Raw genomic sequence first — 26,570 nt, forward strand, 5'->3', positions numbered from 1 at the left:
GCACGGTTTCTGGAGAAAAATGGCAATGTACCAATACCTCAATGAGTTCTTCTTCGGCGTATTCCCTTACATCGCTGGTTCCGTGTTTATTCTTGGAAGCCTGGTCCGCTTTGACAAGAGCCAGTACACCTGGCGGACCGGTTCAAGTCAGATGTTATCCAACGATCGCAAGTTCTTGATCGGAAACAATCTGTTTCACATCGGCGTGATCGCCCTGTTCTTCGGTCATCTGTTCGGCCTGCTGACGCCAACCGCCGTCTACACCAGCCTCGGCATGAGCACAGGCGCCAAGCAGCTGATCGCGATAATCGCCGGGGGTATCTTTGGCCTGATCTGTCTGGCCGGCATCGCTATTCTTGCCCATCGGCGGACGACGGATCCCAGGGTGCGGCGGACCGGAAGTCGCATGGACATGTTCATTCTGTACCTGCTGTTTGCACAGTTGCTCACAGGATTGCTGACGATCCCGGTATCCACCGGCCACCTGGACGGCGAGGTCATGTTGCAGATCACCGCCTGGGCGCAATCGCTGGTGACATTCCGTCCGGATGCGGCAAGCCACATCCTGGACATTCACTGGATCTACAAGCTGCACATGTTCCTCGGCATGATCATGTTCCTGATCTTCCCGTTCACGCGGCTGGTGCACATCTGGAGCGTGCCGTTGGGCTATGCCTTTCGCGCGTACCAGATCGTCCGCCGCCGGCCGGTGGTGTGAGGTTGAAAATGAGCATTCAGGTCAACGACGTCACCATCAGCAGCAAAGCCATCAATGTGGAATCGGCCTATCACCAGGAGCCGGGCGGCGATCCCCGCTATGCACTGCGCCGCGCCGCCATGGCCCTGGCCGTGCGAGAGTTGTTGCGGCAGCGTGCCAGCGAACTCGATTTGCCCATTGATGACGACGAGGATGCGGCCATCGATACCCTGCTGGAGCGCGAGGTGTCGGTGCCGGGTGCCGATGAGGAAACTTGTCGCCGCTGGTACCTGGCCAATCCCGGCCAGTTTCGCAGCCCGGACATGAGCGAGGTCCGGCACATCCTGCTGGCGGCTCCGCCTGATGACCTCCCGGCGCGGGAGGAGGCCCGCCAGACCGCCGAAGCCCTGATCCAGCGGCTGACGGAGGAGCCCGGAGTTTTCCCTGAGTTGGCCAGAACCCACTCCCGTTGTCCTTCCGCGGAAGAGGGTGGGCATCTGGGGCAGATTACCCGAGGCGAGACGGTACCGGAGTTCGAGGACGCCGTGCACCGTCTCCCCAAGGGGCTGGCGGCAACACCGATCAAGACTCGCTATGGCTTCCATGTGGTGGAAATCCTGCAGCGGGTGCCCGGCGAACTGCTTCCCTTTGATGCGGTGAAGGAGCGGGTTGCCGCCTATCTGGAAGAGCAGTCACGCCGGCGTGCCTTGAGCCAGTACATCCGATTATTGGCCGGTGCCGCGGAGATTCGGGGTGTCGACCTGGAACAGGCCGGTTCGCTGCTGGTGCAGTAGGGAGTAGCCGATGGAAATCGAGTCCTTTGACGATCTTCGGGATGCCGCACTGCGCGAGACTTGCCCGCAACGGCTGTTGGTGGTTCTGCTTCGGGCCGAGGAGGATGCCGAGGCGGATATGACGGAAGAGGCGATTCAGGGGCGAGGCACCTTGACGCCGGTGATGGCCACGGATCTTGAGATTACGGAGAATCTTCGGTTGGACGCGCTGGCTGAGGAGGCCGATGGTCTCGGGCATCAATGGGATCTGTTATTGATGTCCGTTCTGCAGGGCAATCCCGGGCAACCGCTTACCAGCGAGCAGGCCGGTCCCTACATCAAGCAAATGGTCGAATCCGTGATGTCCGGAACGGGGCTTGATCGCTACGCGGTGTTCGACCGCGCCGGTTGCCCGGTGCGGCTCAGTCGAAATGTCGCATAGGGTGAATGAAGCCGCGCGCGCCAGTGCCGGCCATGGCGGGACGTCCATGTTGTCGGTGGAACAGGCCCAGGAACTGATTCTTGCGGCCGCTCGAGCCAGTCCAGAAGCCGTGACCGTGCCGTTGGGGGAAGCACTCGGGCGGGTGGCGGCCGAGGGGCTGGCGGCCCGTGTCGCGGTGCCCCCGACGGATAATTCGGCGATGGACGGGTATGCAATCCGCGCCGAGGATGCCATGGCAGGGGGGCGGATCCTGCCGGTCAGTGCCGTGATTCCCGCAGGGACGGCACCGGGAAAACTGGCAGCGGGTACTGCGGCGCGGATTTTCACCGGCGCTCCAGTACCCGATGGTGCGGACACGGTGGTGGTCCAGGAACTCTGCAGGCGCGATGGCGATTCGGTCCAGCTACCGACGGATCTTCATGCAGGCAGCAACATTCGGCGCGCAGGCGAGGATCTCCAGCGCGATGACCTGGTGCTGGCCGCCGGCACGCGGTTGCGACCCCAGCACCTCGCCCTGGCGGCGTCCGCTGGCTACGCTGCCATCGCGGTTCGGCCGCGACTGCGGGTGGCCATACTGGTCACCGGTGATGAACTGGTCGAGCCCGGCAAACCACTGCCACCCGGGAAAATCTACAATTCCAACGGTTTTGCGCTGGCCGGGTTGCTGCAGGCGCTCGGCTGCGAGACGCGGGATTGCCGAATCGTCGCTGATACCCTTTCGGAAACCATGGAGGCCCTGCGCGAGGCAGCTGCACATTCCGATCTGGTCATCACCAGTGGTGGTGTCTCGGTGGGAGACGAGGACCATGTTCGCGAGGCGGTCCAGCGGCTCGGCAGCGTGGACTTCTGGCGTGTCGCATTACGCCCAGGAAAACCGGTGGCGATGGGGCAAATCGGGGGAACACCGTTCTTTGGCCTGCCGGGCAACCCGGTATCCCTGTTCGTGACGTTCTGTCTGTTCGCGCGGCCATTCATCCTCAAGGCCCAGGGGTTGGCGGAGCCGTTGCCAGGGCATCTGCCTGCAACCGCGGACTTCAATCTCCATGCGGAGAGCCGAAGCCGTTATCTGCGCGGTCGACTGGACGTGGATGGGCACCGGCTCCTGGCCACGCTTTTTTCCAACCAGGGATCCGGTGTCATGCGATCGACGACCTGGGCGAATGCACTGGTACGCATTCCACCGGAAACCGCAATATCTCCCGGGGATAGCGTGTCCGCGCTTTACTATCCGGACATCGACGGTTGATATCCCGGCGGCCGAACTGTCGCGTCAAGGGCTTGGCCCATCACCGCATTTGTGTCCCCGGGTTGCTAATGTTCGTTGGTGCCCTCGAAGTGGGGAAACAGGATGGTGTCCTCCAGGTGCGTATGCACGATGAGGTCGTCCATGAACTTCGCCAGCCCCTGATACAGGAGGCGCCAGGAACCGCAAGCGTCTTCGGGCACCTTCAACCCGCCAGTCAGGGTTTCAAGCTCCTGCAGCAGTTCATGATGATCGTCGTGATCTTCACGCATGCACGCGAGCGGGTCCGCCAAGCTTGCCAGGGGCTGTTGCTGCATCATGCGAAAAAGTACCTGCTCTTCCTTGCGCATGTGCGTATCCAGATCCGCGGCCAGCGTTTCCAGAGCAGTGGACAAACCCCTTGGGCACTGCGGATGGTTGCGGTGTGCCTCCTCGACGCGCTCGGCCAGCCGGATCAGGCGCGGCAATTCGTACCGGTGCACGTCGTGATAGCGCGTGATGATGTGCTGGATCAGTTTGCCAGGGTGCTCCGGAATATCCACGGCATGAAAGGGCAGTATCGCTGAAAGTCGGCTCTCAAGTGCCTGAACATCGGCCTGCTGGTTGGCGGCGGCTTGGGCCAGGGTGAGATTGCTGTCACGCCAGATGCTCAGGCCGAAATCCCTCAGGATTGACGTTGCCCCCGGCATGGTCGCACTAATGCGGTGCAGCGTGCAGTGGCGCAGTACGGAAGGTTCATGATGATGTTGCATGGTTCCTGGTCTCCTTGCAGACGGGGATGCACGCCAAAGGAAGGCAATCGACATCCAAAACAAGTATATAAAATAAATGTCATTTGTTTTGATTGATCTGGATCAAGGTGCGGCACCCGTTCGGCTGGGATTCTTTCTCCCGCGTTTGTCGGGCGGTCCCCCGGTTCACCGGAAGGCCCCCCGCGCAGAGGATTGATCGGATCTTACTGGAGGGCTGTCATGGAAAGGTTGGGCCAGGTGTTCGGGGCAGTACTGCTAGGCACGGGTATCGGCAGCAGTGGAGTAGCCCTCGCAGAATCGGTTCGCCTGGACCCGATCACGGTGACCTCACCTCGGGTGGAGCGTGACATCACCGAGACCGCGCAGGCGGTCAGCCTGGTGGAGCCGGAGGACATTCAGGATGGCCGGCAGGCCCTGCAACTCGACGAGTCCTTGAACCGCGTGCCGGGTGTCTTCATGCAGAACCGATACAATTTCGCGCAGAACCTGCGGGTCTCGATCCGGGGTTTTGGCGCGCGGGCACCGTTCGGGATTCGTGGCATTCGTATTCTCGTGGATGGTATTCCGGAGACCCTGCCGGACGGGCAATCGCAGGTGGACGCTATCGACCTGGAGTCGGTTGACCGGATCGAGGTGATTCGGGGTCCGTCTTCGGCGCTCTACGGTAACGCAACCGGGGGGGTGCTCGACATCAGGACAATGGAGGGGCCCGAACAACGGTATGTCGAGCTTCGGGGCACGGCCGGGGCCGACGACTTCCGACGCTACGGGATCCGAGGTGGTGGTCAGGGAGGGGGGCTGAATTACCACTACAGTGCCTGGGAACTGGCCCACGATGGATTTCGTGAGCAGAGCGAGACCCGCAAGCAGATGTTCAATGGCAAGCTGCGCTACGACGTCACCTCGACGCGGAGCCTGACCACGGTATTTACCGCGTATAACCAGCCTTTGGGCGAGGATCCGGGCGGCGTCACTCGTGAAGAGGTCCGCGGCAATCGTCGCGCCGCCGCTCCGAACGCGGTCAATCTGGATGCCGGTCAGACCATCCAGCAACGGCGCCTCGGTCTGACATACCGGGACACCGATCTCGGCGGCGGAACACTGCAGACCCGGGTTTTTTACACCACACGGGACTTCGAGCAGCAGCTGCCTTTTCCGGGCGACAGCCTGGTGGGTTTCGAACGCGACTTTTACGGCATTGGGATCGATTACTCCAACCGCCTTTCGATTGCCGGGATGCCGCTGCGCTACATCATCGGTGGTGAGGTGGATGAGCAACGGGATGATCGGTACCGTTTCAACACCTTTTCCGGTAACCAGGTACAGGACGAACGGCAGAAGGCCACGGCGGCAGGGGCGTTTGCCCAGGGCGAACTCGGACTGACCGAACGGCTGGACCTGACACTTGCCTCCAGGCTGGATCGGGTTCGCTTGCGGATCGATGATCGGGGCGATGGACCGGACGTCTCGGGCAGTGAAACCTTCGACGAGGCCAGTGCCTCCGCCGGACTGAGCTTCCAGGCCCTGCCGGAGCACCGGATCTACGCAACGGTGGGTTCCTCGTACCAGACGCCGACGTTTACCGAGTTCGCCCGAATTGACGACAGCGGCAACCTGACCGGTGGTTTCAATCCGGATCTCGATTCGCAGCGCGCGGTGAACTACGAGCTCGGTGCCAAGGGATTCCTGGGTGATCGAACCCGCTATGAACTGGCGGTGTTTCAGGTGCGCACGCGGGACGAGATCGTTAACACCGGTACTGACCCGAACCAGTACGAAAACGCCGGCCGAACCCGTCGGAGCGGAGTCGAGCTCGGGCTCGAACACTTCCTGATGTCGCGTCTGAGTGTCTCCGGTGCGTATACCTATTCGGACTTCAAGTTTCGGGACTTCGAGGCTCAGGGCGAGAATTTCCGGGGAAATCGACTTGGTGGTCTGCCCCGTCATGCCTTTTTCGGTGAGCTGGCCTGGCGCGAACCAGGCGGATCGTATGCGATTCTCGACACGCTGCTGGTCGGTAGGGTGTATGCGGATAATGCCAACAACGAAAAGGTGGCCGGCTACGGGCTGATCAATGCCCGGGTCGGGACGGTGCAGCGTCTCGGTGTTTCCGAGCTTGAAACCTTCGTGGCCGTGAACAATCTGCTGGACAAGGATTACTTCAGTAATGTGCGCGTCGATGCCGCCGGTGGCCGGTTTTTCGAGCCTGCCCCGGGGCGCAACGCCTATGCCGGGGTGCGTGCGCGATTCTGACGGCGTCAATCAACGTCTTCCATCCCTCCCGTGGGACCCCCTTGCGGCACCTTTTCAGGTGCCGCTTTTTTTTGACTTATCGTCCTCGCCGGAAAAGCTGTTCACTGGGGGCGCGACCGCCTGGAATGTGCCGTCATCGCCCGTCGGAATCACCGACCGGCAATGCCCGAAGGAACGCGGTTAGCAGTCGGGGAAGGCGGTCGACCGTTACGGTGTCAAGCAGATTCTTGACCGCCAGCCCGAGTTCCGTATTCCCGGAAAGCCGCAATCGGCGCTGGAAGAACAGCGAGTCGGGGTCGCTGCGCCGAAGCAGGAGCAAAAGCAGATCCTCCGCGGTCGCCGCGATCGTGACGTCCGCCGGGCCGGACGCGGGCAGACCGCGCAGTCGTCCGCGGCGTTGGGTGAAACGCAACTCAAGTCCTGAGTCGAGGACGCATACCGCGAGCACCTGTTCGCATAGCAGATCAAGATCGCCGTCATCCAGAGCATCCCGCAGTACTTGCCCGGCAACGCCGGCCACCAGGTGAGCGGGTAGTGGAGAGGGCAGCAGGGAGGCCAGTTGCGCCAGGCGGCCGGCTGTTGGCATGAGAGAGGAAGTGGGCAAGGCAGTCATCGCCGAGCGTCTCCCATGGTGACCTCGTGATGCCGATGCATACCTGGTTCGCCAAACCAGTAGCCGTCGCAGGTCTCCGCAGTTTCGGCATCGACGCTTGCCAGTGCTTTGCCGTCGCCGGCGAAGGCATTCGCTACTGCATGCAGCAGGGCGGTCGTGCCACGAGGCCGGGGGCTGAGCCGAAGGATGTCGGCGCCCGCGGCCCGGAGATCGCGCCAATGGGGCAGAAGGTTACAGATGCGGCCGGATTGGGTCTGGATGCCATTGATGGTAAGAAAACGGTCGCCTTCCTGCGTTTCCACGGACAGGCCTTCCGGGTGCTCCATGCAGCGAAGGCCGCAGTGATCCTTGGGCAGGTCATGGTAACGCGCGGTGAAGCAGCGAGCCGACCAGGCCAGCGGTAGTCGGCCGTGGGCAAAAATCTCGGTCTCGGGTCGGTTCGGCCCGGTGGCCTCGAGGATGCCGGTCAAAGCCCGGCGGTCGAGTTCCAGAGGCATGACCCAGCGCTGCAAGCCCAGCTGGCGATAAATGCCCAGTGTCGCAGCGTTGTAGATATTCACCGAAGGGCCGGTAACGAACGGAATCCCCAATTGCTGCATCAACTGGATCGCCGCCACGTCATTGGCCTCCACCAGGAACTCGCCGTTCTCGCAAAGCCGCCTTAACATTCCCATTTCCGAGCGTGATTCCAGCAGCGTCAGCGTGGAGAGCACCACTTCCTTACCCGCCGCGCGCAGTTCGCGCCCCAACCCGGCCCAGTCTTCAGGACGAAACTCACGGCGTTTGGCGCAGACTGTCTCGCCCAGGTAGACGATATCTACCGGGCTATCCGCGACATCGGCGTAGAAGCGTTCCAGTTCGGTACGCGGCCAGAAGTACTGGCAGGGGCCAAGCGATAGCCTGAGCTTGTCAAGCATGCGGTCTCCGTTGGTTGCTATCCTCATTGCCAGGGACGATGGTAGGCGCCGAGGGTTGTCTGGCTACCTTCGGATAAATCGGCCAGTGCCTCCTGCCACGACCAGGCCGACCGGTAGCCACGGGGGTTGTCCGTGCAGGCGTTGATGGCGGCACGCCAGACGGCGGTAACCTGGGCCACATAACCGGGACTGCGTTGCCGTCCTTCGAGCTTCACGGCGGTGATCCCGGCGGTGTGCAACTCCGGAAGCAGATCCAGGGTGTTCAGACTGGTGGGCTCTTCAAGAATATGACCCATGCGGCCGCCGACGTGGAAACGCCCCTTGCAAAGCGTGGGATAACCGGCCCGTTCTCCATCCTGGAAACGGTCAATCAGGGCACCATTCAGGCGGGTTTCGAGCGTTCCGTTGCCCTGCTCCTCCCAGCGCACATGGGCGGCGGGGGAGCAGGCACCACAGGTGTTGGGGGACTCACCGGTCACATAGGACGACAAAAAGCAGCGGCCTTCAGCCATGATGCACAGCGAACCGAATCCGAAGACCTCCAGCTCAACCGGGCTGTTTTCTGCCAATTGCGTAACCTGGGCCAGTGACAGGACGCGCGGCAGCACTGCTCGCCGGATCCCGAACTGCTCGCGGTAGAAGGTCAAGGCCTCGACGCTTGTTGCCGAGGCCTGGACGGACAGGTGACGGTCCAGCCGCGGATAGGTTCTGGCGGCGTACTCCAGAACACCTGGATCCGCGACGATTATGCCATTCACCCCGAGGTCGGCCGCCTGGTCGATCGCTGACGTCCATTGGGACCAGCCATGCGGCCCCGGGTAGGTGTTAATGGCCAAAAGCACTCGACGACCCCGGCCATGGGCGTAGGCAATACCCTCCGCCAGGCGTTCGGCGGAGAAGTTCAGTCCGACGAAGTGCCGGGCATTGGTGGCGTTACGCAGTCCCGCGTAGATTGTGTCGGCTCCTGCATCCACGGCCGCACTCAGGGCGGGCAGGCTTCCTGCGGGACAGACCAGTTCCATGGGCGCGTCTCTCTGACGGGTGGCGCCACAGTCTGCTAGGAAGGGCGGGTTTCGGCCTTGACCCCGATCAAGGTCCTCCGGGCGCCTGTTTGGCCCGGGCAGAGGCCGGCCCCGGCCCGCCGGGAAATTCTTGCCGTAGGCGGTGTATTTCAAGCAATTCGATTTTGCGGCCGCGGATTCGGATCAGACCCTTGGCGGCAAGACCATGCAGGATTCTGGACAGTGTTTCCGGGGTAACCGACAGACGAGACGCGAGGACATGCTTTGGCGCCGTTAGCGTAATGGTGGCGTCTTCCGGACGCTCCCGATTTGCCTGGGCCAGCAGGAAATGCACAACCCGTGGAGTCGCCTGTTGCAACGTGAGTTGATCGATGTCGTGAAGGCGCAGGTGGAGGCGCGCACTGAGGTCGGCGAGTAATCGAAAGCAGGCCTGCGGACTGGTGCGAAGCGCTTCCCGATAGGGTGCGCTGGGAATGGCAATCAGTTCGCAGTCGGCGGTCGCCTCCGCCGTCACCGGGTACTGACGCGCCTCCATGAACATGACTGCCTCGGCAAAGGTTTCCCCGGGACCGATCAAGTGGATTACTTTCTCGACCCCGCTTGGGCTGGTGCGGAAGAGTTTGATTAGGCCAGCGAGTACCAGGAAAAAGCGGTCTGCCGGATCGTCCTGGTGGAACAGAATGGTTCCGCTGCTAAGAGTAAGGCGCTTGCACCGCTCGGCGATCGCCCTGCGGTTGCCCGGCTGCAGGCTCGCGAACAATGGTGAGGTCGACAGGGAGTCGGCGATATCTGTTTCGGTCACGACAACCTCCTTCCTTTCGGGCCGACAGTTCCGGAAATGGGCTGGCGAAGGGAGGCCGGGAGCAGGCCGGTCAGATCAGAATGACGCAGCAGCAAGACGAGCAGCAACGTGAACGCAAGGCTCCAGAGCGCAGCCGAGAGCCAGAGCGCGGTGACCGATCCGGGCAGGGCGATGCGCAGCATGGCCGCGCCGGACAGCGCCAGGACCATTATCGGCAGCAACGGCTGGTTGGCCGGTGACCGCTTGCGGCGGTTGAGGCGAACCCGAGCCATGACGGTGGCGGTCAAGGTTCCAAGGCCGCCAATGGTCAGCGCATGCAGTGCCGCACCGGCGGACAGTGCGGCGGTCAGCCAGTGGGTGCCGAGCAGGGCCATTCCAGCGGCCAGCCAGGCGTACCCCAGCAGGAGGCAGAGCAGGTCGGGCCGCTGTCGGTAACGCCAGGGTTGCCAGCGCCAGAGTCGAGCGGCTGCGAGCATCGCAGCGATGAGCAGCAGCACACCCGCCAGCGGCCTGGCGAAGGGCAGGGACTGGACCAGTAGGGTTGCCAGCAAAAGCAGTATCAAGCCACCTTCCATACGCGGCTGAAGCCTTGCTTGGAGGGTGCCACCGGCGCGTTCGGTTGCGTTGGCCACGGCCGGTGCGATGATTCGCCCGCCCATGATCACCAGCAGCAGGGCGAACAACAGCATTCCCTGGTACATCACGGTGCGTTGCCAGTCTGTGCCGAGCGGCTGCAGCAGGTGGAAGGCGGCGACGGCGAGTCCGACGGCGATCAGCAAGGGACCGAAGATTTTGTTGCGTGGCTTTTTTGCTGCTCGCAGAAACGGCGGCGCGGTCAGGCCCACCAGGGCCGCGGCGAACGACAGATTGGCGACCACTGCCGGGAGGCTTCCGGGCATGACCAGAAACAGCCCGCGGGCCAGCAGCCAGAGGCCTGCGAGCAGCATCAGGTAACGGGAATCGATGCGGTTGACCAGATATCCGGTGACCACCGCCAGGGCAAAGCCGAACAGCAGTTCGTGCGCATGAAATAGTGAATGGGCAAAGCCTGGCAGCAGTGGCGCGGCGCCAAGCATGCCATGCAGTGTCAGCGGGACCGTCAGCAGCGAATAGGCCGCAGCCAGCGGGAAGAACAGTTGTTCCGCCGCCACCGTGTGCGCGGCCCTGGTGTGCGCGTTCATACGCGGTGTTATAACATGTAAACAACTTGCATGTTAAACGCGGTATGGCGTAAACCTGTCTGTGTCACGCTTCCGGACGGTGGCCTGCACATTCCTTTGCACGGTAAGAGAGTGATGGGAGACCTTCTGGCGCGTTACTGCTGGTGTCTTTTCGGTACGGCCTGCGTCGGGGTTGGTGCCGTCGGCGTGATTGTGCCGCTTTTGCCGACGACGCCGTTTCTGCTTCTCGCGGCGTGGGCTTATGCCCGTGGTTCGGAGCGGTGGCGGCTGTGGCTGGTCAATCACCCCCGCCTTGGTCCCTGCATCCGGGCTTGGCAGCAATCCCGGGCGATACCGCGGCGGGCCAAGGGCCTTGCCATTGTCTCCCTGCTGTTCAGTCTGGTGGTTGCTCTGTGGCTGGCGTTGCCGCCGGTCGCGCTGGCTGCGCAAGCTGCGGCCTTGCTGGCAGTTGCCATTTTCCTTCTCAGCAGGCCCACCGCATAGCGAAATCCGTCTCCGGTAACGGCTCCGCGGGTCGTAACGCTGCCGAATACCAAATCCGGGGCCGATGGAACCAAAACAAGTAAAAACTTTACTTGTTTTGAGCGACTTCTTGACAGGGATCAAGTCGGCTTTCGCCTGTGCTTCCTAGCATTGCCACCAGGGCCGGCTTCTTTCCCTGTCCGCCGAGTTCGGCAATCACTCACGGAGGCAATACACCATGAACAGCAGATCCTTTGCCCTTACCGCCATGTTGACCCTGGTATTCGGCATGGCCGGCACAGCAACGGCAGGTGACATCTCGCGCGGCGAGGGCATCTCAAGTACCTGCATCGCCTGCCACGGACCGGGAGGCAACAGCACAATGCCGGCCATGTACCCGAGCATCGCCGGTCGTGATGCGGACGAGCTTGCTGCTCTGCTCCACGGCTACCGGGATGGTGATATCCAGGATTCCCAGATGGCGCCGCAGGCCGCCCACCTTACGGACCAGGATATCGAGGATCTGGCAGCCTACTTCGCGGCTCAGGAGGCCAAGTAGTCCGGCATGCGCCAATTGGTCCGGTCACTGCTGTTGGTCCTCCTTGGGCTCGTTCCTGTCGCGGCAGCAGAATCCGCTGGCGCGACATTGGAACGGTTCTTCCCGGAGGCGGATCGGCTGGGCGAGGTCAGGGGTGATCCGCCGGCGGCAATCGCCTACCGGGCTGACGAACCCCTGGGTCTGCTGTTCGAAACCAACGATGTTGCACCGATTCCGGCCTATTCCGGCGAGCCGGTGAACATGCGTGTGGGGCTGGATCAGGCGGGCCGCATCACCGGCGTCCAGGTGCTGGAGCACAGCGAACCGATCATGCTGGTGGGTATTCCGGAATCGAGGCTTGTGGATTTCGTCGAGCAGTACCTGGGCCGCTCCATCCAGGATCGGGTTCGCGTTGGCTTGTCTCCGAGAAAGCGAGAAGGTTACGAGTACGTCGATGCAGTCTCCGGCGCGACGGTGACCGTTGTAGTGATGGCCGAGGCCATCATGCGCGGCGCACGGGAGGTTGCCCTTGCTCATGGCCTGGTGGATGCCGGTTCGTTACAGGTCATGCGGTCGGCGACAGTCCGAGACGAACTGTTCGAGACGAAGGACTGGTCGAGCCTGCGGGAGGTCGGCGCCGTGGGGCATATGCACCTAACGCGAGGAGACGTGGACCAGGCCTTCTCGGGAACGGCAGCAGAGAACGTCGACACGGCCGCTGCCGAGTCGGTAGACGAGACTTTCATTGACTTATATGCCGCGCACCTGAATCCGCCCACTGTCGGCCGAAACCTGTTGGGTGAGGACGCCTATCAGCGGCTGATGGATCGTCTGGATGAAGACGAACACGCACTTCTGCTGATGGCTTCGGGCGTTTACTCCTTCAAGGGATCGGGTTTCGTTCGTGGCGGAATTTTCGATCGCTTCCAGTTGCTTCAGGAAGATCGCTCCATCCAGTTCCTTGATCGCGACCTGGTACGTGCTCCGCCGCTGCAAGTGGAGGGAAGCCCGACTGTCAGCGAGCGCGATATCTTCATTGTCCGCGCAGAACACGGTTTCGATCCCGGTCGTCCCTGGGAGGTTGAGTTGCTGGTCCGTCGGCAGGTGGGTGCGCTGGACTCGGCCTTTGTCAACTTTCACCTCGAGGTCACACCGCCGGAGGCCTTCTTCGACTACCCCGAACAAGGATTCCCGGACGATGACCGCCCCCTTTGGGTGTCGGTCTGGGAGGACAGGGTCGTACACGTGGTCGTGCTCGGTGCGGGACTCGTCGTGCTGACGCTGATTCTGCTGTTTCAGGACGTGCTGGCGCGACGACCGACGCTGCTGCATTGGCTGCGCACGGGCTTTCTGATTTACACGGTGGTGTTTATCGGTTGGTACGCCCTGGCCCAGCTTTCGGTGGTGAACATCTTCACTTTTACCAACGCCATTTTCACCGACTTCCAGTGGTCCACCTTCCTGATGGACCCGATGCTTTTCATCCTCTGGAGTTTCGTTGCGGCAACGCTGCTGCTCTGGGGACGCGGTGTTTACTGCGGCTGGTTGTGTCCGTTCGGAGCCGCCCAGGAGTTGATCAACGAAGTCTCGCGCAAGTTTCGAGTTCCCCAGTTCGAGTTGCCCTGGGCGGTGCATGAGCGGCTCTGGGCCTTGAAGTATCTGATTTTGATTGGGCTTTTCGGTGTTTCCCTGCACAGCCTGTCTACCGCCGAAGTCTACGCCGAGGTCGAGCCATTCAAGACCGCCGTGACCATGCAGTTCCAGCGGGAATGGGGTTTCGTGCTCTATGCCGCAGGCCTGCTGGTCGTCTCGGCATTCAATCGTAAATTCTTCTGCCGCTACGTCTGCCCCCTCGGCGCGGGTCTGGCGATTCCCGCCCGAATCCGTCTGTTCGACTGGCTCAAACGCCACAGAAATGACTGTGGCAGCCCCTGCCAGATCTGCGCCAATGAGTGTGAGGTACGCGCCATTCACCCGGACGGTCGGATCAATGCAAACGAATGCCATCACTGCCTGGACTGCCAGGTGACCTACTGGAACGACAGGAAATGCCCGCCGATGGTCAAGCAGCGCAAACGGCGGGAAAGGTCGGCCCGGACGGCGTCAGGCGCCGGTTCCGGCAATCAATTCCCGGTAATTCGGGTGCAAAAGCGGGTGCCCACTGAAACCGCCGTTTGAGCCGGTGCGGTCCCGTCAGGTTCCTACCCACTGTAGAGGTGATCTCATGAGTGACGACAAAGACGACAACACCCGGGTGGAAAACCCCGGACGCCGCCGATTCCTCGGCACCACGGCCGCTGCCGGCATTGTCGGTGCCGCTGGCGCCACTGGTACGGGGCTGCTGATGCGTAGCGGCAGAAGCCTGGCCGCTTCGGCAGACGGCAACGCACACAAGGTGGGGCCAGGGGAGCTTGACGACTACTACGGCTTCTGGAGCGGAGGCCATTCGGGCGAGGTGCGCATCTTCGGCGTGCCGTCGATGCGCGAACTGGTACGCATTCCGGTTTTCAACTACGACAGCGCGACGGGCTGGGGCCAGACCAACGAAAGCAAGCGGGTGCTGGGCGACAGCGGAGCTTTCCTCAACGGTGACACGCATCACCCCAAGGTGAGTTACACCGACGCCCGCTACGACGGTCGCTGGTGCTTCATCAACGACAAGGCCAATACACGGGTGGCGCGCATCCGGCTCGACATCATGCGCACGGACAAGATCACCACCATTCCCAATGTCCAGTCCATTCATGGCTTGACCCTGCAGCGGGTGCCGTCCACCGAACGCGTATTCGCCGCTGGCGAGATGATCATCCCCACCCCCAACGACGGTCGCAACCTGGACGATCCGTCCGAGTATTGGACACTGATGTCCTGCCTGGATGCCGAGACAATGGAGCTCAAGTGGCAGGTGATCGTTGACGGCAACATGGACAACTGCGACACCGACTACGGTGGAAAATATGTCGGGGCGACCTGCTACAACTCGCCCCGCGGTGTCACGCTGCAGGAGATGATGGGGCCGGAGCGGGACTGGGCGGTGATTTTCAATATCGCCCGGATCGAGGAGGCAGTGGCCGCAGGGAACACCTTCACGATCGGCGATTCTGACGTCCCGGTGGTGGACGGACGCGGCGCGGAACGGCATGGCTCGGAATTCACGGTCTATATCCCCGTGCCACGCAGTCCTCACGGTTTCAACACCAGTCCGCCGGACGGCAAGTATTTCGTCTGCAGTGGCAAGCTGTCGCCCACCTGCACAGTGGTGGAGTGGTCACGGGTTGACGACTGGTTCGACGGCAAGCTGGAGGATCCGCGTGAGACGGTGGTCGCCGAACCGGAGGTGGGTCTCGGCCCGCTGCACACCACCTTCGATGGTCGTGGCAATGCCTATACATCCCTGTTTCTGGACAGTCAGGTGGTGAAGTGGAACCTGGCAGACTCCATCCGCCACTACAACGGCGACGACGTGAATTACATCCGTGACCGGGTGGATGTGCATTACCAGATCGGGCATCTGAAGGCTTCGCTGGCCTGCAGCCGCGACGCCGACGGCAAGTACCTGGCTTCGCTCAGCAAGTTTTCGAAGGATCGGTTCCTCTCGGTGGGGCCGCTGCACCCAGAGAATGACCAGCTGATTGATATCTCCGGCGAGCGCATGGAGTTGGTGCATGATGGTCCCACCTATGCCGAACCCCATGACGCGCTCATGGTGCGCGCTGATCAGCTCAATCCGATCAAGGTCTACGAACGGGACGATCCGTACTTTGCTGAAACGGTGGCAATGGCCAAGGGCGATGGGGTGACGCTGGAGCGGGACAACAAGGTGGTCCGCGATGGCAACAAGGTGCGCGTCTACATGACCTCGGTTGCACCCAACTTCGGCATGACCGAGTTCAAGGTCAAGCAGGGTGACGAGGTCACCGTTGTGGTAACCAACCTGGACAGGATCGAGGACGTTACCCACGGCTTCTCCATCATCAACTACGGCATCAACTTCGAGATCAACCCGCAGCAGACCTCGTCGGTGACATTCGTCGCGAATAAACCGGGCGTGTACTGGTACTACTGCAGCTGGTTCTGCCACGCCCTGCATATGGAAATGGCAGGACGCATGTTGGTTGAAGCGTAGCCGGAGGGGCGGCTCCGGAAGCGGAGCCGCCCATTCCATTCAAGGAGAATCGCGGTGTACCTAGGTCCAATTCGTTGTCTGCTGCTGGCCGTTTTCCTGGCCGGATCGCCGGTACTTGCTGGTCAGGGCATCGACCCGGAACAGGGGCCCCTTCAGGCGCACATCGACGCCGCTTCGGCGGGTAGCACCCTGGTATTGGGGCCGGGTATTCACGCCGGCGGAGTGGTTATTGACAGACCGCTTACCCTGCGTGGCGAACCGGGGGCAGTGATCGATGCTGGAGGCCAGGGCGATGTGATCCGGGTGCAGGCCGAGGACGTCAGCATCCAGGAGGTGATATTGCGCAACTCCGGTTTCGATCTCACGGCCATGAATGCCGCGATCCATGCGGAGCGCGGTGCGCATCGGCTCCACGTCGAGGGCACCGTAATGGAGGACGTCGCTTTCGGATTATGGCTCTGGCATCTGCGGGGGCCTCGGGTGATCGGCAATCGCATCTCCGGCAGCGAGGCGATTCGTTCCCAGGACCGGGGTGACGGTATCCGGCTGTTCAACGTCGAGGACGGCCTGTTCGCTGACAACGAGGTACGGCACACCCGTGACGGCGTGTACATCGATACAAGCAGCGAGGTGGAGTTTCGTGGAAATCGCTTCTCCGATTTACGGTACGGCATCCACTACATGTACTCGCATCACGGGCGAATCATCGATAACCGCACGACGCGGACCCGCAGCGGTTTTGCACTGATGATGTCGAATCATCTGGAGGTGCGTGGCAATCGCTCGGAGCGGGACCGCAACTACGGATTCCTGCTCAATTTCGTGAATTACAGCGAACTCGCTGACAACGTGGTTGACGGTGTTACCGGTTGGGCCGGCGCCGCGAACACCGAGCACGGCGTGACCCTCGGGGCGGAGGGCAAGGGCTTGTTCATCTATAACGCCCAGTCTAATGAGGTCCGGGACAATCGGATTGCCAACAGCGAGATCGGGGTCCACCTCACTGCTGGTTCCGAGGGAAACCGTATCCACGGCAACAGCTTTGTCAATAACCGCACCCAGGCAATGTACGTTTCTACTCGGCCGCAGGAATGGTCACACGAAGGGCGGGGCAACTACTGGAGCGATTACCTGGGCTGGGACCTCGGCGGCGACGGAATCGGTGACCGTCCGCATGAACCCAATGATGCAGTGGACCGGTTGTTGTGGACCTATCCGATGGCGCGGCTGCTGATGAACAGTCCGGCAGTGCAGTTGATTCGCTGGGTGCAGCAGCAGTTTCCGGTGTTTCGGCCGTCCGGACTGCGGGACAGCGCACCGCTGATGCGGCCGGGCCATGCACTGGAGGGAACGGGATGAACCACGCGGTGTTGCTGGAAGGGGTGGGCCGGCGCTTCGGCCAGGTGCACGCCCTTGACGGAATCGATCTGGCCTTGGCCCAGGGGGAGGTTCTTGGCTTGCTGGGCCACAACGGTGCAGGCAAATCCACGCTGATCAAGCTGGTGCTCGGCGTACTGGCTCCCGGATCGGGGCATGTCTCGGTACTGGGTCAGGATCCGCGCGGATCCCGGGCTCGTCACCTGCGGCTACAACTCGGCTATCTGCCGGAAAACGTCAGTTTTTACGACAATCTCAGCGGTCGCGAAGTATTGCGCTATTTCGCCCGCCTCAAGCGGGTTTCAGCCGCCGAGGCAGAGCGCCTGCTGGAGCGGGTGGGGCTGGGGCAAGCTGCGGGGCGGCGGGTGCGCACCTATTCAAAAGGCATGCGTCAGCGTCTCGGGTTGGCCCAGGCATTGCTCGGCCAGCCGCGCTTGCTGTTGCTGGACGAACCGACCGTGGGTCTCGACCCGATGGCGGTACGCGACGTCTACGGAATGATCGACGCCCTGCGTGGAGCAGGCACGAGCGTGATTGTCTGCTCACACGTTCTGCCGGGAGTGGAACCCCACCTGGATCGGGTGGCGATCCTCTCCGCCGGACGCCTGCTCGCCGCAGGCACCATCACTGGTCTTCGACGGGAGGCCGGACTTCCCCTGCGGGTTTACGCCCGGGGTGGAGCGCTCAACGGCGCCCTGCGGCAACGGCTGGGCGGCCTGATCCTCGGTGTTGATGGCGAGGCATCCGGGGGCATTCACTTTACTGCCCCGGCGGACGGGAAGCTTGAGGTGCTGCGCGCCTTGCTCGCCGAGCCCGGCTTGCAAGACGTCTCGATCGAGGCCCCGGGACTCGACGCGCTGTACGCTCACTTCGATGGCAAGGGGCATGATGGCAAGGGGAAGTGCCATGCGTGAACTTCTGGTAGTCGCAGGCAAGGAATTCCGGGATGGATTGCGAAATCGCTGGGTGCTTTCCATCAGCCTAACGTTTGCCGCCCTGGCGGTGGGACTGGCCTGGTTTGGTGCCGCCGCCTCCGGTAGTCCCGGCCTTAGTCCAGTATCCACCACCATCGCCAGTCTGGCCAGCCTGGCCGTGCTGCTGGTTCCGCTGATCGCGTTGATGCTGGCCTATGACAGCATTGTGGGCGAGGAGGAGCAGGGTACGCTGCTGCTATTGTTGAGTTACCCGCTGGGACGCACCGAGTTGATCATCGGCAAGTTTCTGGGACACGGGGCCATCATGGCGCTGTCCACAGGCCTTGGTTTCGGTTCTGCGGGTCTGGTGATCGCCGTGCTGACCGGTCAGGCTGCCGCTATGGCCGCACCGTTCGCGGTGTTCATGCTCAGCGCGACGCTACTGGCTTGGGTGTTTCTGGCCCTGGCGTACCTGATCAGCGTGCTGGTTCGCGAGAAGGCCAGGGCAGCCGGTCTGGCACTACTGGTCTGGTTCCTGTTCGTGTTGGCTTATGATCTGGTTTTGCTGGGTATTCTGGTTGGCAGCGAGGGCCGACTGGACGATGGCCTGTTCCGGAGCCTGCTGCTGCTGAATCCTACCGACGTTTTCCGGTTGGTTAACCTCACCAGCTTCGAGGTAGTCGCCGCCGGCAGCGGTCTGCTCAGCGTGTTCAGTGAGGCTGCCTACCCGGTCCCACTGCTGCTCGGAATCCTCGTCGTCTGGATCGTTCTTCCACTTGGCGCCGCCGCGGGCCTGTTCGCCCGCCGCCGGGCTTGACCACCGGAGCGTATTGCCATGTTCAAACGTCGCCAGCTGCTGCACCTGATGGCTGCCCTGCCGATTCTGGGGCTGGCCGCTTGCCGCGGGGGGCAGGAAACGTCCTCGGATGACTGTTCCCCGCTGCTACTTACGGAGGATCATGATTGCGCCCTGTGCGGCATGAGCGTGACCCACCACACGGGTCCCAAGGGGCAGGCTTGCCTACGTGACGGTCGGGTACTGCCATTTTGTTCCGTCACGGATATGTTGTCCTGGGCTTGGCAGCCGGAATCCGCCAATGCCGTTCGCGGTTTGCGGGTGCATGATTTGTCGCGCACCGACTGGGATCAGCCGTCCGAGGACGCCTGGATGGACGCGGTCGAGGCAGTTTATGTTGTGGGGCATGGGCGCCGCGGCGCGATGGGGCATTCGCCGGCACCGTTCTCGTCCCGCGCCGACGCCGAGCGCTTTGCCTCACGGCATGGTGGCCGGTTACTGGCGTTTGATGAACTGGACTGGGAAATCCACAAAGGTGCCGAGCCGACGGGGTACGAGGCCCATCCGCACGCTCATTGACCCGGGCGTCGCCCGGCCACCTTCTCAGGTGGTGACCCCCAGCATTTGCCGCAGGGACTGCCGGTTATCAAGGATGTCGGCCAATGTGTAACGGTCGAGCACGTCCATGAATGCATCAAGCGCCTCTTTCAGCATTCCTTGCAGGCGGCAATCCGGTGCCAGTCGACAACGGCCCGAACTGCTGAAACATTCGACGATGGCCATATCGGCCTCGGTTTGCCGTACCAGGACGCCGACATTGATGTCCTCGGGCCGCATCTGCATCCGCAGACCACCACCCTTGCCGCGGACGGTCTCGATATAACCCAGCTTGCCGAGCTGATAGACCACCTTCATGACGTGGTTTCGGGAGATCGCGTAGCGCTCGGCGATTTCGGTGATGGTTGCACGTTCCCCGTCGTCGCCACGCACGCCAAGATAGATCAGCACGCGAAGTGCATAGTCGGTATAGAGAGTCAGCCGCATGGCAGAAAGGGACCAGTTGCGTGAGAAACAAAAAGTTTGCCACAGCCGGGCGGAATCCGATATCGGCGACTCAGGGATTTACGCATTCCCCATTCCCATTGTTTCCAATTCCCGATTGGTGTTGGGCCAGATCATGCGATCCAGGTCCGCGTAGGCCTCCTCGGCGCGGCGGCGCGTGCCGTGGTCCGTCACGCGTTCATGGAAGCGACGCAGAGTCTGCCAATCAGCAGTTGTCAGTGCCTTCTCCAGGTGCCGGAAGATATGAAGCTCCTCCAGGTCCATTTGCAGCCGAAAGCGGGAAATGTAGCTGGTTCCAGCCTCGATCAGGGTGGAGCGCCTATGGATTTGGCCGTTGATGATGTCGTCCAGCAATGCGGCGAGTCGCCTGCCGTCGCGATGCAGTTCAGTAAACTCTTGGGCAAGCGCCCGGACGGCCGGTTCGGCTGCCGGCATGCGAATCCGCAGGCGATCGAACAACATGGCTTCGAGCCGGTGATGATAGCCATCCGGAAACGTTGTCAGGAAATTCAGCACGCGCTCCATCAGCGGGTAATCGGCATGCCCGACGCGTTGCGCAGCAACAAGCTGAGTTTCAAGTGCTGATAGTAGCGTTCGCAGCTTCCCGTGATCACGACGGAGTTCTTCAAGCATTCGATTTCCCTCGTCAGAGCCAACCGGCCTGACATGCCGGCAATCAGCAATGAAAGAAGTATAGAAAATAACTGTTAATGATTCCAGAAATCTCGTGCTGATGGCCGACGAACAATGGGAAGACGGAATCGGGCCAGGTCGGGCCGTGCGGGGAAGCGTGATATCCGACGCCGAATCTTGATTTTACAGCGGATGCGAAGCCCGGAGATTTTCCCGCACGAATTCCCGGAACACCCGGACCCGGGCCGGTGCGTCGCGCCCACCGAGGGTGATGGCGTACAGCGTGCCCTCGGCCGCGTGCCACTCGGGGAGCACGCGCCGGACAGCGCCGGTCGCAATGGAGCCGGCAGCGACAAGGTCGGGAACCGGAGCGATGCCTCCCCCGGCCGCGGCGATACGCAGGATGCTGGCATAGTCGTTCGCCTGGACCACCGGCCGCACGGCCACTTCCCGACGCTTTCGCCGATCGCCGGTCAGCGTTAATTGCACGGTGCCGGAAAATTCCCGGGCGACCACCAGATCATGCGCTTTGAGGTCCGCCGGCGTGACTGGAGCACCACCTGCAGCTGCCAGATAGCTCGGCGATGCGTAAAGCCCGATCCTGAACTCGCCCACTGTGGATGCGCGATAGCCCATGTCCGGAAGGTCATCTACCGCAGCCCGAAGGGCCAGATCCACGCGGTGAGCGGCGAGATCGATGGGCGCGTTCGCGAGGACGAGTTCCATGGTGATCTGCGGGTGCCGCGCCCGGAATTGAACCAATAGGTCCGGCAGGGCAGTCATGCCGAAGTCCATCGGCGCGGTGATCCGCAGGTGCCCCCGCGGCACGGTCTTGGACTGACGAGCAGCCTCCGCGGCTTCGTCCAACCAATTAAGGGCCTCTCTGGCCCTTGCGTGAAATGCAAGGCCCTCATCGGTCGGTGTTACCGCCCTGGGCGTGCGCGCCAGCAGCTGTACCCCCAGGCGCCGCTCCAGACGCGACAGACGCCGACTCACGCTGCCTTTGGTCTCGCCGAGTTGCCGGGCCGCCGCGGAGACGGTACCGAATTCCGTGACGGCACAGAAAGCCCGCACATCGTCCAGGGAACCACCGAGAGTTTCCAAAATGTCAACCATGTGTTCCATGTTGGCTGTCTTCCGCCAAAAAGGAAACCTCTCCATCCTGAGGGCGGATGGGCACGACAAATCACCACGACGTCCGATAGTCAGACCGCAGCCGGAGGTTCCCGTAATGACGACACAAGATTTGCCGGTGCTGTTCGTGCCACATGGCGCGGGCCCATGCTTCTTCATGGACTGGGAGCCGCCCGGGACCTGGGCCCGGATGGAACAGTGGCTGCGATCCGTACCGGAGCTTGTCGGTGTCCGGCCGAGGGCGCTGCTGGTGGTTTCCGGACACTGGGAGGCACCCGTGTTCACGTTAAATGCGCAACGGCAACCGCCGTTGCTTTACGACTATGGTGGTTTCCCGCCGCATACCTACGAATTGCAGTACCCGGCCGCCGGATCCCCCGCGCTCGCGGCACGGGTCGAGTCGCTGCTTGGGGAGCCTGGTATGGATGTTGCGCTTGAGCACGAACGGGGGTTGGACCACGGGGTATTCATCCCGCTGAAGGTGATGTATCCGGACGCGGATGTGCCGGTCGTGCAACTGTCCCTGAAACGCGGGCTGGATCCCGCGGACCATCTGGCGATGGGCCGTGCGCTTGCGCCTCTGCGGCGAGAGGGTGTGCTGATTATCGGTAGCGGTATGAGTTATCACAACATGCAGCGGTTTCGCTTCGACGATGCCGAACTCGATCCGGACTCGGTGGCGTTCGACGCCTGGTTGAGAGACACCGTCCCGTTGCCGGCAGCCGAGCGAGAGCAGCGGCTCGCGGCCTGGGTCCGAGCACCCGGCGGCCGCGCTGCGCACCCGAGGGAGGAGCATCTGCTGCCCCTGCATGTGGCCGCCGGGGCCGCCAACCAGGACACCGGCCGCCAGGCGTTTCAGGATCGTGTCCTGGGCAGCGTGCAATCCGCGTACATATTCGGTGGATAAGGAAAGGGGAGGCAATCATGCCGGGACTGGTTAATGGCAAGTGGGTCAAGGGCAGCGTCGCGGAAGGCGAGATCGACGACGGCGCCTTCCGGCGCGAGCCCACTCGATTCCGTGACTGGATCACGCCCGACGGTTCACCCGGGCCGGACGATCGCCGTGCCTTCCCGGCGGAACCCGGCCGATACCAATTGTTCGTCGCGTACCTGTGCCCCTGGGCATCGCGCGCGCTGATCCTGCGCAAGCTCAAGGGGCTGGGGGCATTGATCCCCGTCTCTGTGGCCGACGCCGTACTCGGCGAGGAGGGCTGGACCTATGCCAAGGTGGAGGACGCGGGCCCCAGGCTTGGGGCCATCGATCGCCACTACCAGCTCTACACCGCCACCGATCCGGGCTATAGCGGAAAGGTGTCAGTGCCGGTGCTGTGGGACCGCGAGCAGGGGCGAATCGTGAACAACGAATCCGCCGATATCGTACGCATCCTGAACACGGCGTTTGATCACCTGACCGGCAATGATCTGGACTTCTACCCGGAGCCGCTGCGTCACGAGATCGACGCCTGGAACGCGCTGATCTACGAGACACTCAACAATGGCGTCTACCGCGCGGGCTTTGCGAAATCCCAGGCGCACTACGATGCGGCTGTCAGCGATGTGTTCGAGACGCTGGACCGGCTGGAATGTCAGCTGAACAATCAGCGTTACCTGGCCGGCCATTACCTGACCGAGGCGGACTGGCGGCTGTTCGTGACCCTGGTGCGTTTTGATGCCGCCTATCATGGCGCTTTCAAGTGCAATATCCGGCGTCTCGAGGATTATCCGAATCTCTCCAATTACCTGCGGGAACTCTATCAGTGGCCCGGGGTGCGCGAGACCGTCAATCTGCAGCACATCAAGAAAGGCTACTACTCGATCACTGCCATCAACCCCACGCGGATCGTGCCTAGCGGACCGGTACTCGACTTTGATCGTCCGCATGATCGTGACCGGCTGGAAGGGCAGGGTGTCTGGCGGCGTTCATCGACGTGCGTCCACGGCGCCCGACGTTCATCGTTCAGTCAATGAGCCCATGCACCATCACCGGCAAGCCGAACCCGGGGGCAGGGCGGTGCTGCACCGAAAACCGGCAGCTTGCCGGTGTGCGGTCAGGAACAGGAGGTGCTGGGAGACCGCTCGCCTAACCGGAACTGGCTGGCCTGACGGGTTTTTCAGGCCAATCCGGTTGTTCGCAGCGGCTGTAGAATCCGAATCAAATGAGGCCCAGTGCCACCATGGCATGGCCGACCTTCAGGAATCCCGCGATGTTGGCACCGGTCACATAGTCGCCGGGTGCACCGAATTCCACCGCAGTGTCGTGGCAGTTTCGGTGGATGTTGCAGATGATCTCTTCCAGCCGCTGTTCCGTGTATTGGAATGTCCAGGAATCGCGGCTCGCGTTCTGTTGCATCTCCAGGGCACTTGTAGCCACACCGCCCGCATTGGCCGCCTTGCCCGGGCCATAGGCGATGCCCGCATCCCGGAATAGCCTGATACCCTCCGGCGTTGTGGGCATATTGGCGCCTTCAGCCACTGCAATGCAGCCGTTTTCCACCAGACGCCGGGCATCCTCGCCGTTAAGTTCGTTCTGGGTGGCACAGGGCAGGGCGACTTCGCAGGGCACCGTCCACACGGTGCCACCCTTGATGTAGCGGGCGCGTGACTGTTCCTCTGCGTAGACGTGGATACGTCGGCGTTCGACTTCCTTGATACGACGGATGCGATCAAGCTCCAGGCCATGTTCGTCAACGATCATGCCGCCGGAGTCGGAACAGGCGATCACCCGCGCACCGAGAGCCTGCAATTTCTCGATGGCGTGGATGGCCACGTCACCTGCACCGGACACGACGCAGGTCTTGCCTTCCAGATCCATGTTGCGAGCACGCAGCATCTCGCGCACGAAATACACCGCGCCAAACCCGGTTGCCTCCTTGCGGGCGCGGCTGCCACCCCAGTCGAGGCCCTTCCCGGTGAATACGCCCGACTCATAGCGATTGGTCATGCGTTTGTACTGGCCGAACAGGTATCCCACCTCCCGCTGGCCGACCCCGATGTCACCTGCGGGCACGTCGGTGTACTCGCCAAGGTGGCGGTACATCTCGGTCATGAGGCTCTGGCAAAATCGCATGACCTCGGCGTCCGAACGACCCTTCGGGTTGAAATCACTGCCGCCTTTGCCGCCGCCAATTGGCAGTCCGGTGAGCGCGTTCTTGAAGACCTGCTCGAAACCGAGGAACTTGACGATGCCGAGGTACACGGAAGGGTGAAATCGCATACCTCCCTTGTAGGGACCCAGCGCGCTGTTGAACTGCACGCGAAAGGCGCGGTTGATGTGCGTCTCGCCCTTGTCGTCCTGCCATGGCACGCGAAAGATGATTTGACGCTCCGGTTCGCAGATGCGCTGGATGATCTTGTGTTCGGCGAATTCCGGGTGTTTGACCAGCACCGGGCCCAGTGACTCCAGAACCTCCCGCACTGCCTGATGGAACTCCGCCTCGCCAGGGTTTCGATGCAGGACGTCCTGGAAAATGGGTTCAAGTGTGTCGTCAAGTGTCCGTACCATCGCGATGGCCTCAGTCGATTGGGTGATATGCGCTGTTAAGGAAACACTGAATTATTCCCACGCCTGCGTTGGAGTCCGCATTTTTTCCGAGGCAAGGCGCGCTGTGCCGTGCCGCAGTCGTTCTGCGGTCAAGCAGCGCAACGCAGCAATCGGGAAAAATGCGGCCCAACCGGAGGCAAGCATGCGCCGTCCCACGCCGCCGTGCGATAGTGCATGCTTGCCTAAGCCCCGGCCGGTTTTGGCCCCTGGTGGCGTTGGGTCTCCGGCGCGGTAGCTACGGCTACCGAACCGGCACCGCGCCTTGCCAGATGACCAAACCGGTCGCGGGCGCAGACGCCAGAATCGCTCAGCGTTTGCTAAAGGGTGTCAGGTCTGGCTCCGGAAGGAAATCCGCGTTGCGCTCGAAAGGGAGTGTACCGGATAGCAACTGGATGGACGCATGCCGAGGGCCGGGCCGTCCGGGGAGGCCTTGGTATCGACGCCTAATCAAGTAACGGCAGATCCGCCAGCATGGGTTCCAGCACGGTGCCGATAAGGAAGGCGACAATGGCGGCGCCACCGCCCATGAGCAGTGTTTCGAAACCAGCGCGCCAGCGTTTCATGGACAGAATGACACCCTTCGCGTAGCCGATACCAAACAAGGCCATGGCCGTTATGATCGCGCTTGCCACGAAATACTCGGCGCCGGTGAATACCGGCACCAGGAAGGGGAGCAGCGGGATGGAACCCACCGCCATGAAGGTCGCGAAGGTGGCCAGGCCAGCTTTGCTTGCGGACGGGCCCGTCAAGGCTACACCGTATTCCTCCATCAGCATGGTATCCACCCACAGGCGGCGGTCACTGGTGATGGTCTCGACAATATTCTCCAGCGCCCCGCCCCGGAAACCCTTTGCCTCGAAAATGGCGCGGATCTCCTCCTGTTCACCGTCGGGGTCGACGGCCACATGGTGTATTTCCTGCGCGCGGAGCCGGCGACGTTCATCGTCCGAGGCCTTGACTGCCTGATAGTTACTCACTCCCATGCTGAAGGCGTCGGCGATCAGGCTGGCAACACCAAGTACGAATGCCACCACGCCGGGCAGCCCGGCGCCCGCCACACTGGCAACCACCGCCAGGGTCGTGATGCAGCCGTCAATACCTCCGAGAATGGCATCTGGCAGATAGCTTGGCCGGTTGCCTTCAGCCAGGCGCCGTCGGATGGCAACAGGATCGTGACTGTGGTTTAACTCCGGATTCATGGGTCTGTCCTGATTCAGGTAATCATTGAAGTGCGGATGTTTTTTGCGGAGATGCGGTCAGCATCCCACAATGCACGGCGTGGGTCCGCTAAC

The 26,570-nt window shown here is 62.1% G+C and carries 26 protein-coding genes; 15 read left to right on the forward strand and 11 right to left on the reverse strand.

Features of this window, described 5'->3' with window-relative positions:
* The first annotated feature begins 25 nt into the window (after positions 1–25).
* From narI to M0534_RS05715, 4 genes are read left to right on the forward strand one after another with little or no spacing between them, the layout of a single operon-like run.
* Positions 26–718, forward strand: coding sequence for a respiratory nitrate reductase subunit gamma (narI, locus tag M0534_RS05700; protein WP_248567437.1), 693 nt, complete (start codon positions 26–28; stop codon positions 716–718).
* Positions 719–726: 8 nt separating this feature from the next.
* Positions 727–1,491, forward strand: coding sequence for a peptidylprolyl isomerase (locus tag M0534_RS05705; RefSeq protein WP_248567438.1), 765 nt, complete (start codon positions 727–729; stop codon positions 1,489–1,491).
* Between the two features lie 10 nt (positions 1,492–1,501).
* Positions 1,502–1,912 carry a hypothetical protein gene (locus M0534_RS05710; RefSeq protein WP_248567439.1) on the forward strand — a complete coding sequence of 137 codons (411 nt, stop codon included), beginning with the start codon at positions 1,502–1,504 and terminating at the stop codon, positions 1,910–1,912.
* Positions 1,902–3,158, forward strand: coding sequence for a molybdopterin molybdotransferase MoeA (locus M0534_RS05715; RefSeq protein ID WP_248567440.1), 1,257 nt, complete (start codon positions 1,902–1,904; stop codon positions 3,156–3,158). The genes M0534_RS05710 and M0534_RS05715 overlap by 11 nt, the downstream gene beginning before the upstream one ends.
* Before the next feature lie 65 nt (positions 3,159–3,223).
* Here the strand turns inward: M0534_RS05715 and M0534_RS05720 are convergent, their stop codons facing one another.
* Positions 3,224–3,907 (reverse strand): hemerythrin domain-containing protein, encoded by a 684-nt coding sequence (locus M0534_RS05720; RefSeq protein WP_248567441.1) that lies wholly within the window; start codon positions 3,905–3,907, stop codon positions 3,224–3,226.
* Positions 3,908–4,126: 219 nt separating this feature from the next.
* Here M0534_RS05720 and M0534_RS05725 point away from each other — a divergent pair, with 219 nt between their 5' ends.
* Entirely contained in the window at positions 4,127–6,160 is a 2,034-nt protein-coding gene (locus M0534_RS05725; RefSeq protein WP_248567442.1) for a TonB-dependent receptor family protein, read from the forward strand.
* A gap of 133 nt (positions 6,161–6,293) precedes the next feature.
* Here the strand turns inward: M0534_RS05725 and ubiT are convergent, their stop codons facing one another.
* From ubiT to M0534_RS05750, 5 genes are all read right to left on the reverse strand, one after another.
* A complete protein-coding gene (gene ubiT, locus M0534_RS05730) occupies positions 6,294–6,773 on the reverse strand; it encodes a ubiquinone anaerobic biosynthesis accessory factor UbiT (RefSeq protein ID WP_248567443.1) in 480 nt (159 codons plus the stop codon).
* Positions 6,770–7,690: a U32 family peptidase gene (locus tag M0534_RS05735; RefSeq protein ID WP_248567444.1), complete on the reverse strand. Its 921-nt coding sequence runs from the start codon at positions 7,688–7,690 to the stop codon at positions 6,770–6,772. Before M0534_RS05735 ends, ubiT begins: the two co-directional genes overlap by 4 nt.
* Before the next feature lie 23 nt (positions 7,691–7,713).
* Positions 7,714–8,712, reverse strand: coding sequence for a ubiquinone anaerobic biosynthesis protein UbiU (ubiU, locus tag M0534_RS05740; protein WP_248567445.1), 999 nt, complete (start codon positions 8,710–8,712; stop codon positions 7,714–7,716).
* 67 nt (positions 8,713–8,779) lie between these two features.
* Complete coding sequence (locus M0534_RS05745; protein WP_248567446.1) at positions 8,780–9,514, reverse strand: Crp/Fnr family transcriptional regulator; 735 nt, start codon at positions 9,512–9,514, stop codon at positions 8,780–8,782.
* The gene (locus M0534_RS05750) at positions 9,511–10,695 is read right to left on the reverse strand and encodes an NnrS family protein (RefSeq protein WP_248567447.1); all 1,185 of its coding nucleotides are present in this window, start codon (positions 10,693–10,695) and stop codon (positions 9,511–9,513) included. The genes M0534_RS05745 and M0534_RS05750 overlap by 4 nt, the downstream gene beginning before the upstream one ends.
* 114 nt (positions 10,696–10,809) lie before the next feature.
* On the opposite strand from M0534_RS05750, the gene M0534_RS05755 reads away from it, so the two are divergent.
* The 8 genes from M0534_RS05755 (at position 10,810) to M0534_RS05790 (ending at position 19,487) form a co-directional block, all read left to right on the forward strand.
* Positions 10,810–11,178 (forward strand): YbaN family protein, encoded by a 369-nt coding sequence (locus M0534_RS05755; RefSeq protein WP_248567514.1) that lies wholly within the window; start codon positions 10,810–10,812, stop codon positions 11,176–11,178.
* A gap of 217 nt (positions 11,179–11,395) precedes the next feature.
* A complete protein-coding gene (locus M0534_RS05760; RefSeq protein ID WP_248567448.1) occupies positions 11,396–11,716 on the forward strand; it encodes a c-type cytochrome in 321 nt (106 codons plus the stop codon).
* A 6-nt stretch (positions 11,717–11,722) separates the two neighbouring features.
* A complete protein-coding gene (gene nosR, locus M0534_RS05765; RefSeq protein ID WP_248567449.1) occupies positions 11,723–13,873 on the forward strand; it encodes a transcriptional regulator NosR in 2,151 nt (716 codons plus the stop codon).
* Between the two features lie 46 nt (positions 13,874–13,919).
* A complete protein-coding gene (gene nosZ / locus M0534_RS05770) occupies positions 13,920–15,821 on the forward strand; it encodes a TAT-dependent nitrous-oxide reductase (protein ID WP_248567450.1) in 1,902 nt (633 codons plus the stop codon).
* A 54-nt stretch (positions 15,822–15,875) separates the two neighbouring features.
* A complete protein-coding gene (locus M0534_RS05775) occupies positions 15,876–17,180 on the forward strand; it encodes a nitrous oxide reductase family maturation protein NosD (RefSeq protein WP_248567451.1) in 1,305 nt (434 codons plus the stop codon).
* Positions 17,177–18,112 (forward strand): ABC transporter ATP-binding protein, encoded by a 936-nt coding sequence (locus tag M0534_RS05780; protein WP_248567452.1) that lies wholly within the window; start codon positions 17,177–17,179, stop codon positions 18,110–18,112. The genes M0534_RS05775 and M0534_RS05780 overlap by 4 nt, the downstream gene beginning before the upstream one ends.
* Positions 18,105–18,929 (forward strand): ABC transporter permease, encoded by an 825-nt coding sequence (locus M0534_RS05785; RefSeq protein ID WP_248567453.1) that lies wholly within the window; start codon positions 18,105–18,107, stop codon positions 18,927–18,929. Before M0534_RS05780 ends, M0534_RS05785 begins: the two co-directional genes overlap by 8 nt.
* 18 nt (positions 18,930–18,947) lie before the next feature.
* Positions 18,948–19,487, forward strand: a complete 540-nt coding sequence (locus tag M0534_RS05790; RefSeq protein ID WP_248567454.1) for a nitrous oxide reductase accessory protein NosL — start codon at positions 18,948–18,950, stop codon at positions 19,485–19,487.
* A gap of 24 nt (positions 19,488–19,511) precedes the next feature.
* Here M0534_RS05790 and M0534_RS05795 read toward each other — a convergent pair whose 3' ends face one another.
* The 3 genes from M0534_RS05795 to M0534_RS05805 form a co-directional block, all read right to left on the reverse strand.
* Positions 19,512–19,952 (reverse strand): RrF2 family transcriptional regulator, encoded by a 441-nt coding sequence (locus M0534_RS05795; RefSeq protein WP_248567455.1) that lies wholly within the window; start codon positions 19,950–19,952, stop codon positions 19,512–19,514.
* A 78-nt stretch (positions 19,953–20,030) separates the two neighbouring features.
* Positions 20,031–20,603: a hemerythrin domain-containing protein gene (locus M0534_RS05800; protein ID WP_248567456.1), complete on the reverse strand. Its 573-nt coding sequence runs from the start codon at positions 20,601–20,603 to the stop codon at positions 20,031–20,033.
* Between the two features lie 183 nt (positions 20,604–20,786).
* The gene (locus M0534_RS05805; RefSeq protein ID WP_248567515.1) at positions 20,787–21,719 is read right to left on the reverse strand and encodes a LysR substrate-binding domain-containing protein; all 933 of its coding nucleotides are present in this window, start codon (positions 21,717–21,719) and stop codon (positions 20,787–20,789) included.
* 115 nt (positions 21,720–21,834) lie between these two features.
* Here M0534_RS05805 and M0534_RS05810 point away from each other — a divergent pair, with 115 nt between their 5' ends.
* Together M0534_RS05810 and M0534_RS05815 are read left to right on the forward strand one after the other, a co-directional pair.
* Complete coding sequence (locus M0534_RS05810) at positions 21,835–22,644, forward strand: DODA-type extradiol aromatic ring-opening family dioxygenase (protein WP_248567457.1); 810 nt, start codon at positions 21,835–21,837, stop codon at positions 22,642–22,644.
* Between the two features lie 17 nt (positions 22,645–22,661).
* The gene (locus M0534_RS05815; protein ID WP_248567458.1) at positions 22,662–23,705 is read left to right on the forward strand and encodes a glutathione S-transferase family protein; all 1,044 of its coding nucleotides are present in this window, start codon (positions 22,662–22,664) and stop codon (positions 23,703–23,705) included.
* A gap of 184 nt (positions 23,706–23,889) precedes the next feature.
* Here the strand turns inward: M0534_RS05815 and gdhA are convergent, their stop codons facing one another.
* Together gdhA and M0534_RS05825 are read right to left on the reverse strand one after the other, a co-directional pair.
* Positions 23,890–25,239 (reverse strand): NADP-specific glutamate dehydrogenase, encoded by a 1,350-nt coding sequence (gdhA, locus tag M0534_RS05820; RefSeq protein ID WP_248567459.1) that lies wholly within the window; start codon positions 25,237–25,239, stop codon positions 23,890–23,892.
* Between the two features lie 482 nt (positions 25,240–25,721).
* A complete protein-coding gene (locus tag M0534_RS05825) occupies positions 25,722–26,477 on the reverse strand; it encodes a VIT1/CCC1 transporter family protein (protein WP_248567460.1) in 756 nt (251 codons plus the stop codon).
* Positions 26,478–26,570: the final 93 nt, after the last annotated feature.

Source organism: Methylonatrum kenyense, assembly GCF_023195885.1.
Classification (GTDB): domain Bacteria; phylum Pseudomonadota; class Gammaproteobacteria; order Nitrococcales; family Aquisalimonadaceae; genus Methylonatrum; species Methylonatrum kenyense.

What these genes read in the sequence shown, in the direction of transcription:
- narI (WP_248567437.1), top strand. Translation starts at nt 26, where the DNA reads ATGTACCAATACCTCAATGAGTTCTTCTTCGGCGTATTCCCTTACATC.
- M0534_RS05705 (WP_248567438.1), top strand. Translation starts at nt 727, where the DNA reads ATGAGCATTCAGGTCAACGACGTCACCATCAGCAGCAAAGCCATCAAT.
- M0534_RS05710 (WP_248567439.1), top strand. Translation starts at nt 1,502, where the DNA reads ATGGAAATCGAGTCCTTTGACGATCTTCGGGATGCCGCACTGCGCGAG.
- M0534_RS05715 (WP_248567440.1), top strand. Translation starts at nt 1,902, where the DNA reads ATGTCGCATAGGGTGAATGAAGCCGCGCGCGCCAGTGCCGGCCATGGC.
- M0534_RS05720 (WP_248567441.1), bottom strand. Translation starts at nt 3,907, where the DNA reads ATGCAACATCATCATGAACCTTCCGTACTGCGCCACTGCACGCTGCAC.
- M0534_RS05725 (WP_248567442.1), top strand. Translation starts at nt 4,127, where the DNA reads ATGGAAAGGTTGGGCCAGGTGTTCGGGGCAGTACTGCTAGGCACGGGT.
- ubiT (WP_248567443.1), bottom strand. Translation starts at nt 6,773, where the DNA reads ATGACTGCCTTGCCCACTTCCTCTCTCATGCCAACAGCCGGCCGCCTG.
- M0534_RS05735 (WP_248567444.1), bottom strand. Translation starts at nt 7,690, where the DNA reads ATGCTTGACAAGCTCAGGCTATCGCTTGGCCCCTGCCAGTACTTCTGG.
- ubiU (WP_248567445.1), bottom strand. Translation starts at nt 8,712, where the DNA reads ATGGAACTGGTCTGTCCCGCAGGAAGCCTGCCCGCCCTGAGTGCGGCC.
- M0534_RS05750 (WP_248567447.1), bottom strand. Translation starts at nt 10,695, where the DNA reads ATGAACGCGCACACCAGGGCCGCGCACACGGTGGCGGCGGAACAACTG.
- M0534_RS05755 (WP_248567514.1), top strand. Translation starts at nt 10,810, where the DNA reads ATGGGAGACCTTCTGGCGCGTTACTGCTGGTGTCTTTTCGGTACGGCC.
- M0534_RS05760 (WP_248567448.1), top strand. Translation starts at nt 11,396, where the DNA reads ATGAACAGCAGATCCTTTGCCCTTACCGCCATGTTGACCCTGGTATTC.
- nosR (WP_248567449.1), top strand. Translation starts at nt 11,723, where the DNA reads ATGCGCCAATTGGTCCGGTCACTGCTGTTGGTCCTCCTTGGGCTCGTT.
- nosZ (WP_248567450.1), top strand. Translation starts at nt 13,920, where the DNA reads ATGAGTGACGACAAAGACGACAACACCCGGGTGGAAAACCCCGGACGC.
- M0534_RS05780 (WP_248567452.1), top strand. Translation starts at nt 17,177, where the DNA reads ATGAACCACGCGGTGTTGCTGGAAGGGGTGGGCCGGCGCTTCGGCCAG.
- M0534_RS05785 (WP_248567453.1), top strand. Translation starts at nt 18,105, where the DNA reads ATGCGTGAACTTCTGGTAGTCGCAGGCAAGGAATTCCGGGATGGATTG.
- M0534_RS05790 (WP_248567454.1), top strand. Translation starts at nt 18,948, where the DNA reads ATGTTCAAACGTCGCCAGCTGCTGCACCTGATGGCTGCCCTGCCGATT.
- M0534_RS05795 (WP_248567455.1), bottom strand. Translation starts at nt 19,952, where the DNA reads ATGCGGCTGACTCTCTATACCGACTATGCACTTCGCGTGCTGATCTAT.
- M0534_RS05800 (WP_248567456.1), bottom strand. Translation starts at nt 20,603, where the DNA reads ATGCTTGAAGAACTCCGTCGTGATCACGGGAAGCTGCGAACGCTACTA.
- M0534_RS05805 (WP_248567515.1), bottom strand. Translation starts at nt 21,719, where the DNA reads ATGGTTGACATTTTGGAAACTCTCGGTGGTTCCCTGGACGATGTGCGG.
- M0534_RS05810 (WP_248567457.1), top strand. Translation starts at nt 21,835, where the DNA reads ATGACGACACAAGATTTGCCGGTGCTGTTCGTGCCACATGGCGCGGGC.
- M0534_RS05815 (WP_248567458.1), top strand. Translation starts at nt 22,662, where the DNA reads ATGCCGGGACTGGTTAATGGCAAGTGGGTCAAGGGCAGCGTCGCGGAA.
- gdhA (WP_248567459.1), bottom strand. Translation starts at nt 25,239, where the DNA reads ATGGTACGGACACTTGACGACACACTTGAACCCATTTTCCAGGACGTC.
- M0534_RS05825 (WP_248567460.1), bottom strand. Translation starts at nt 26,477, where the DNA reads ATGAATCCGGAGTTAAACCACAGTCACGATCCTGTTGCCATCCGACGG.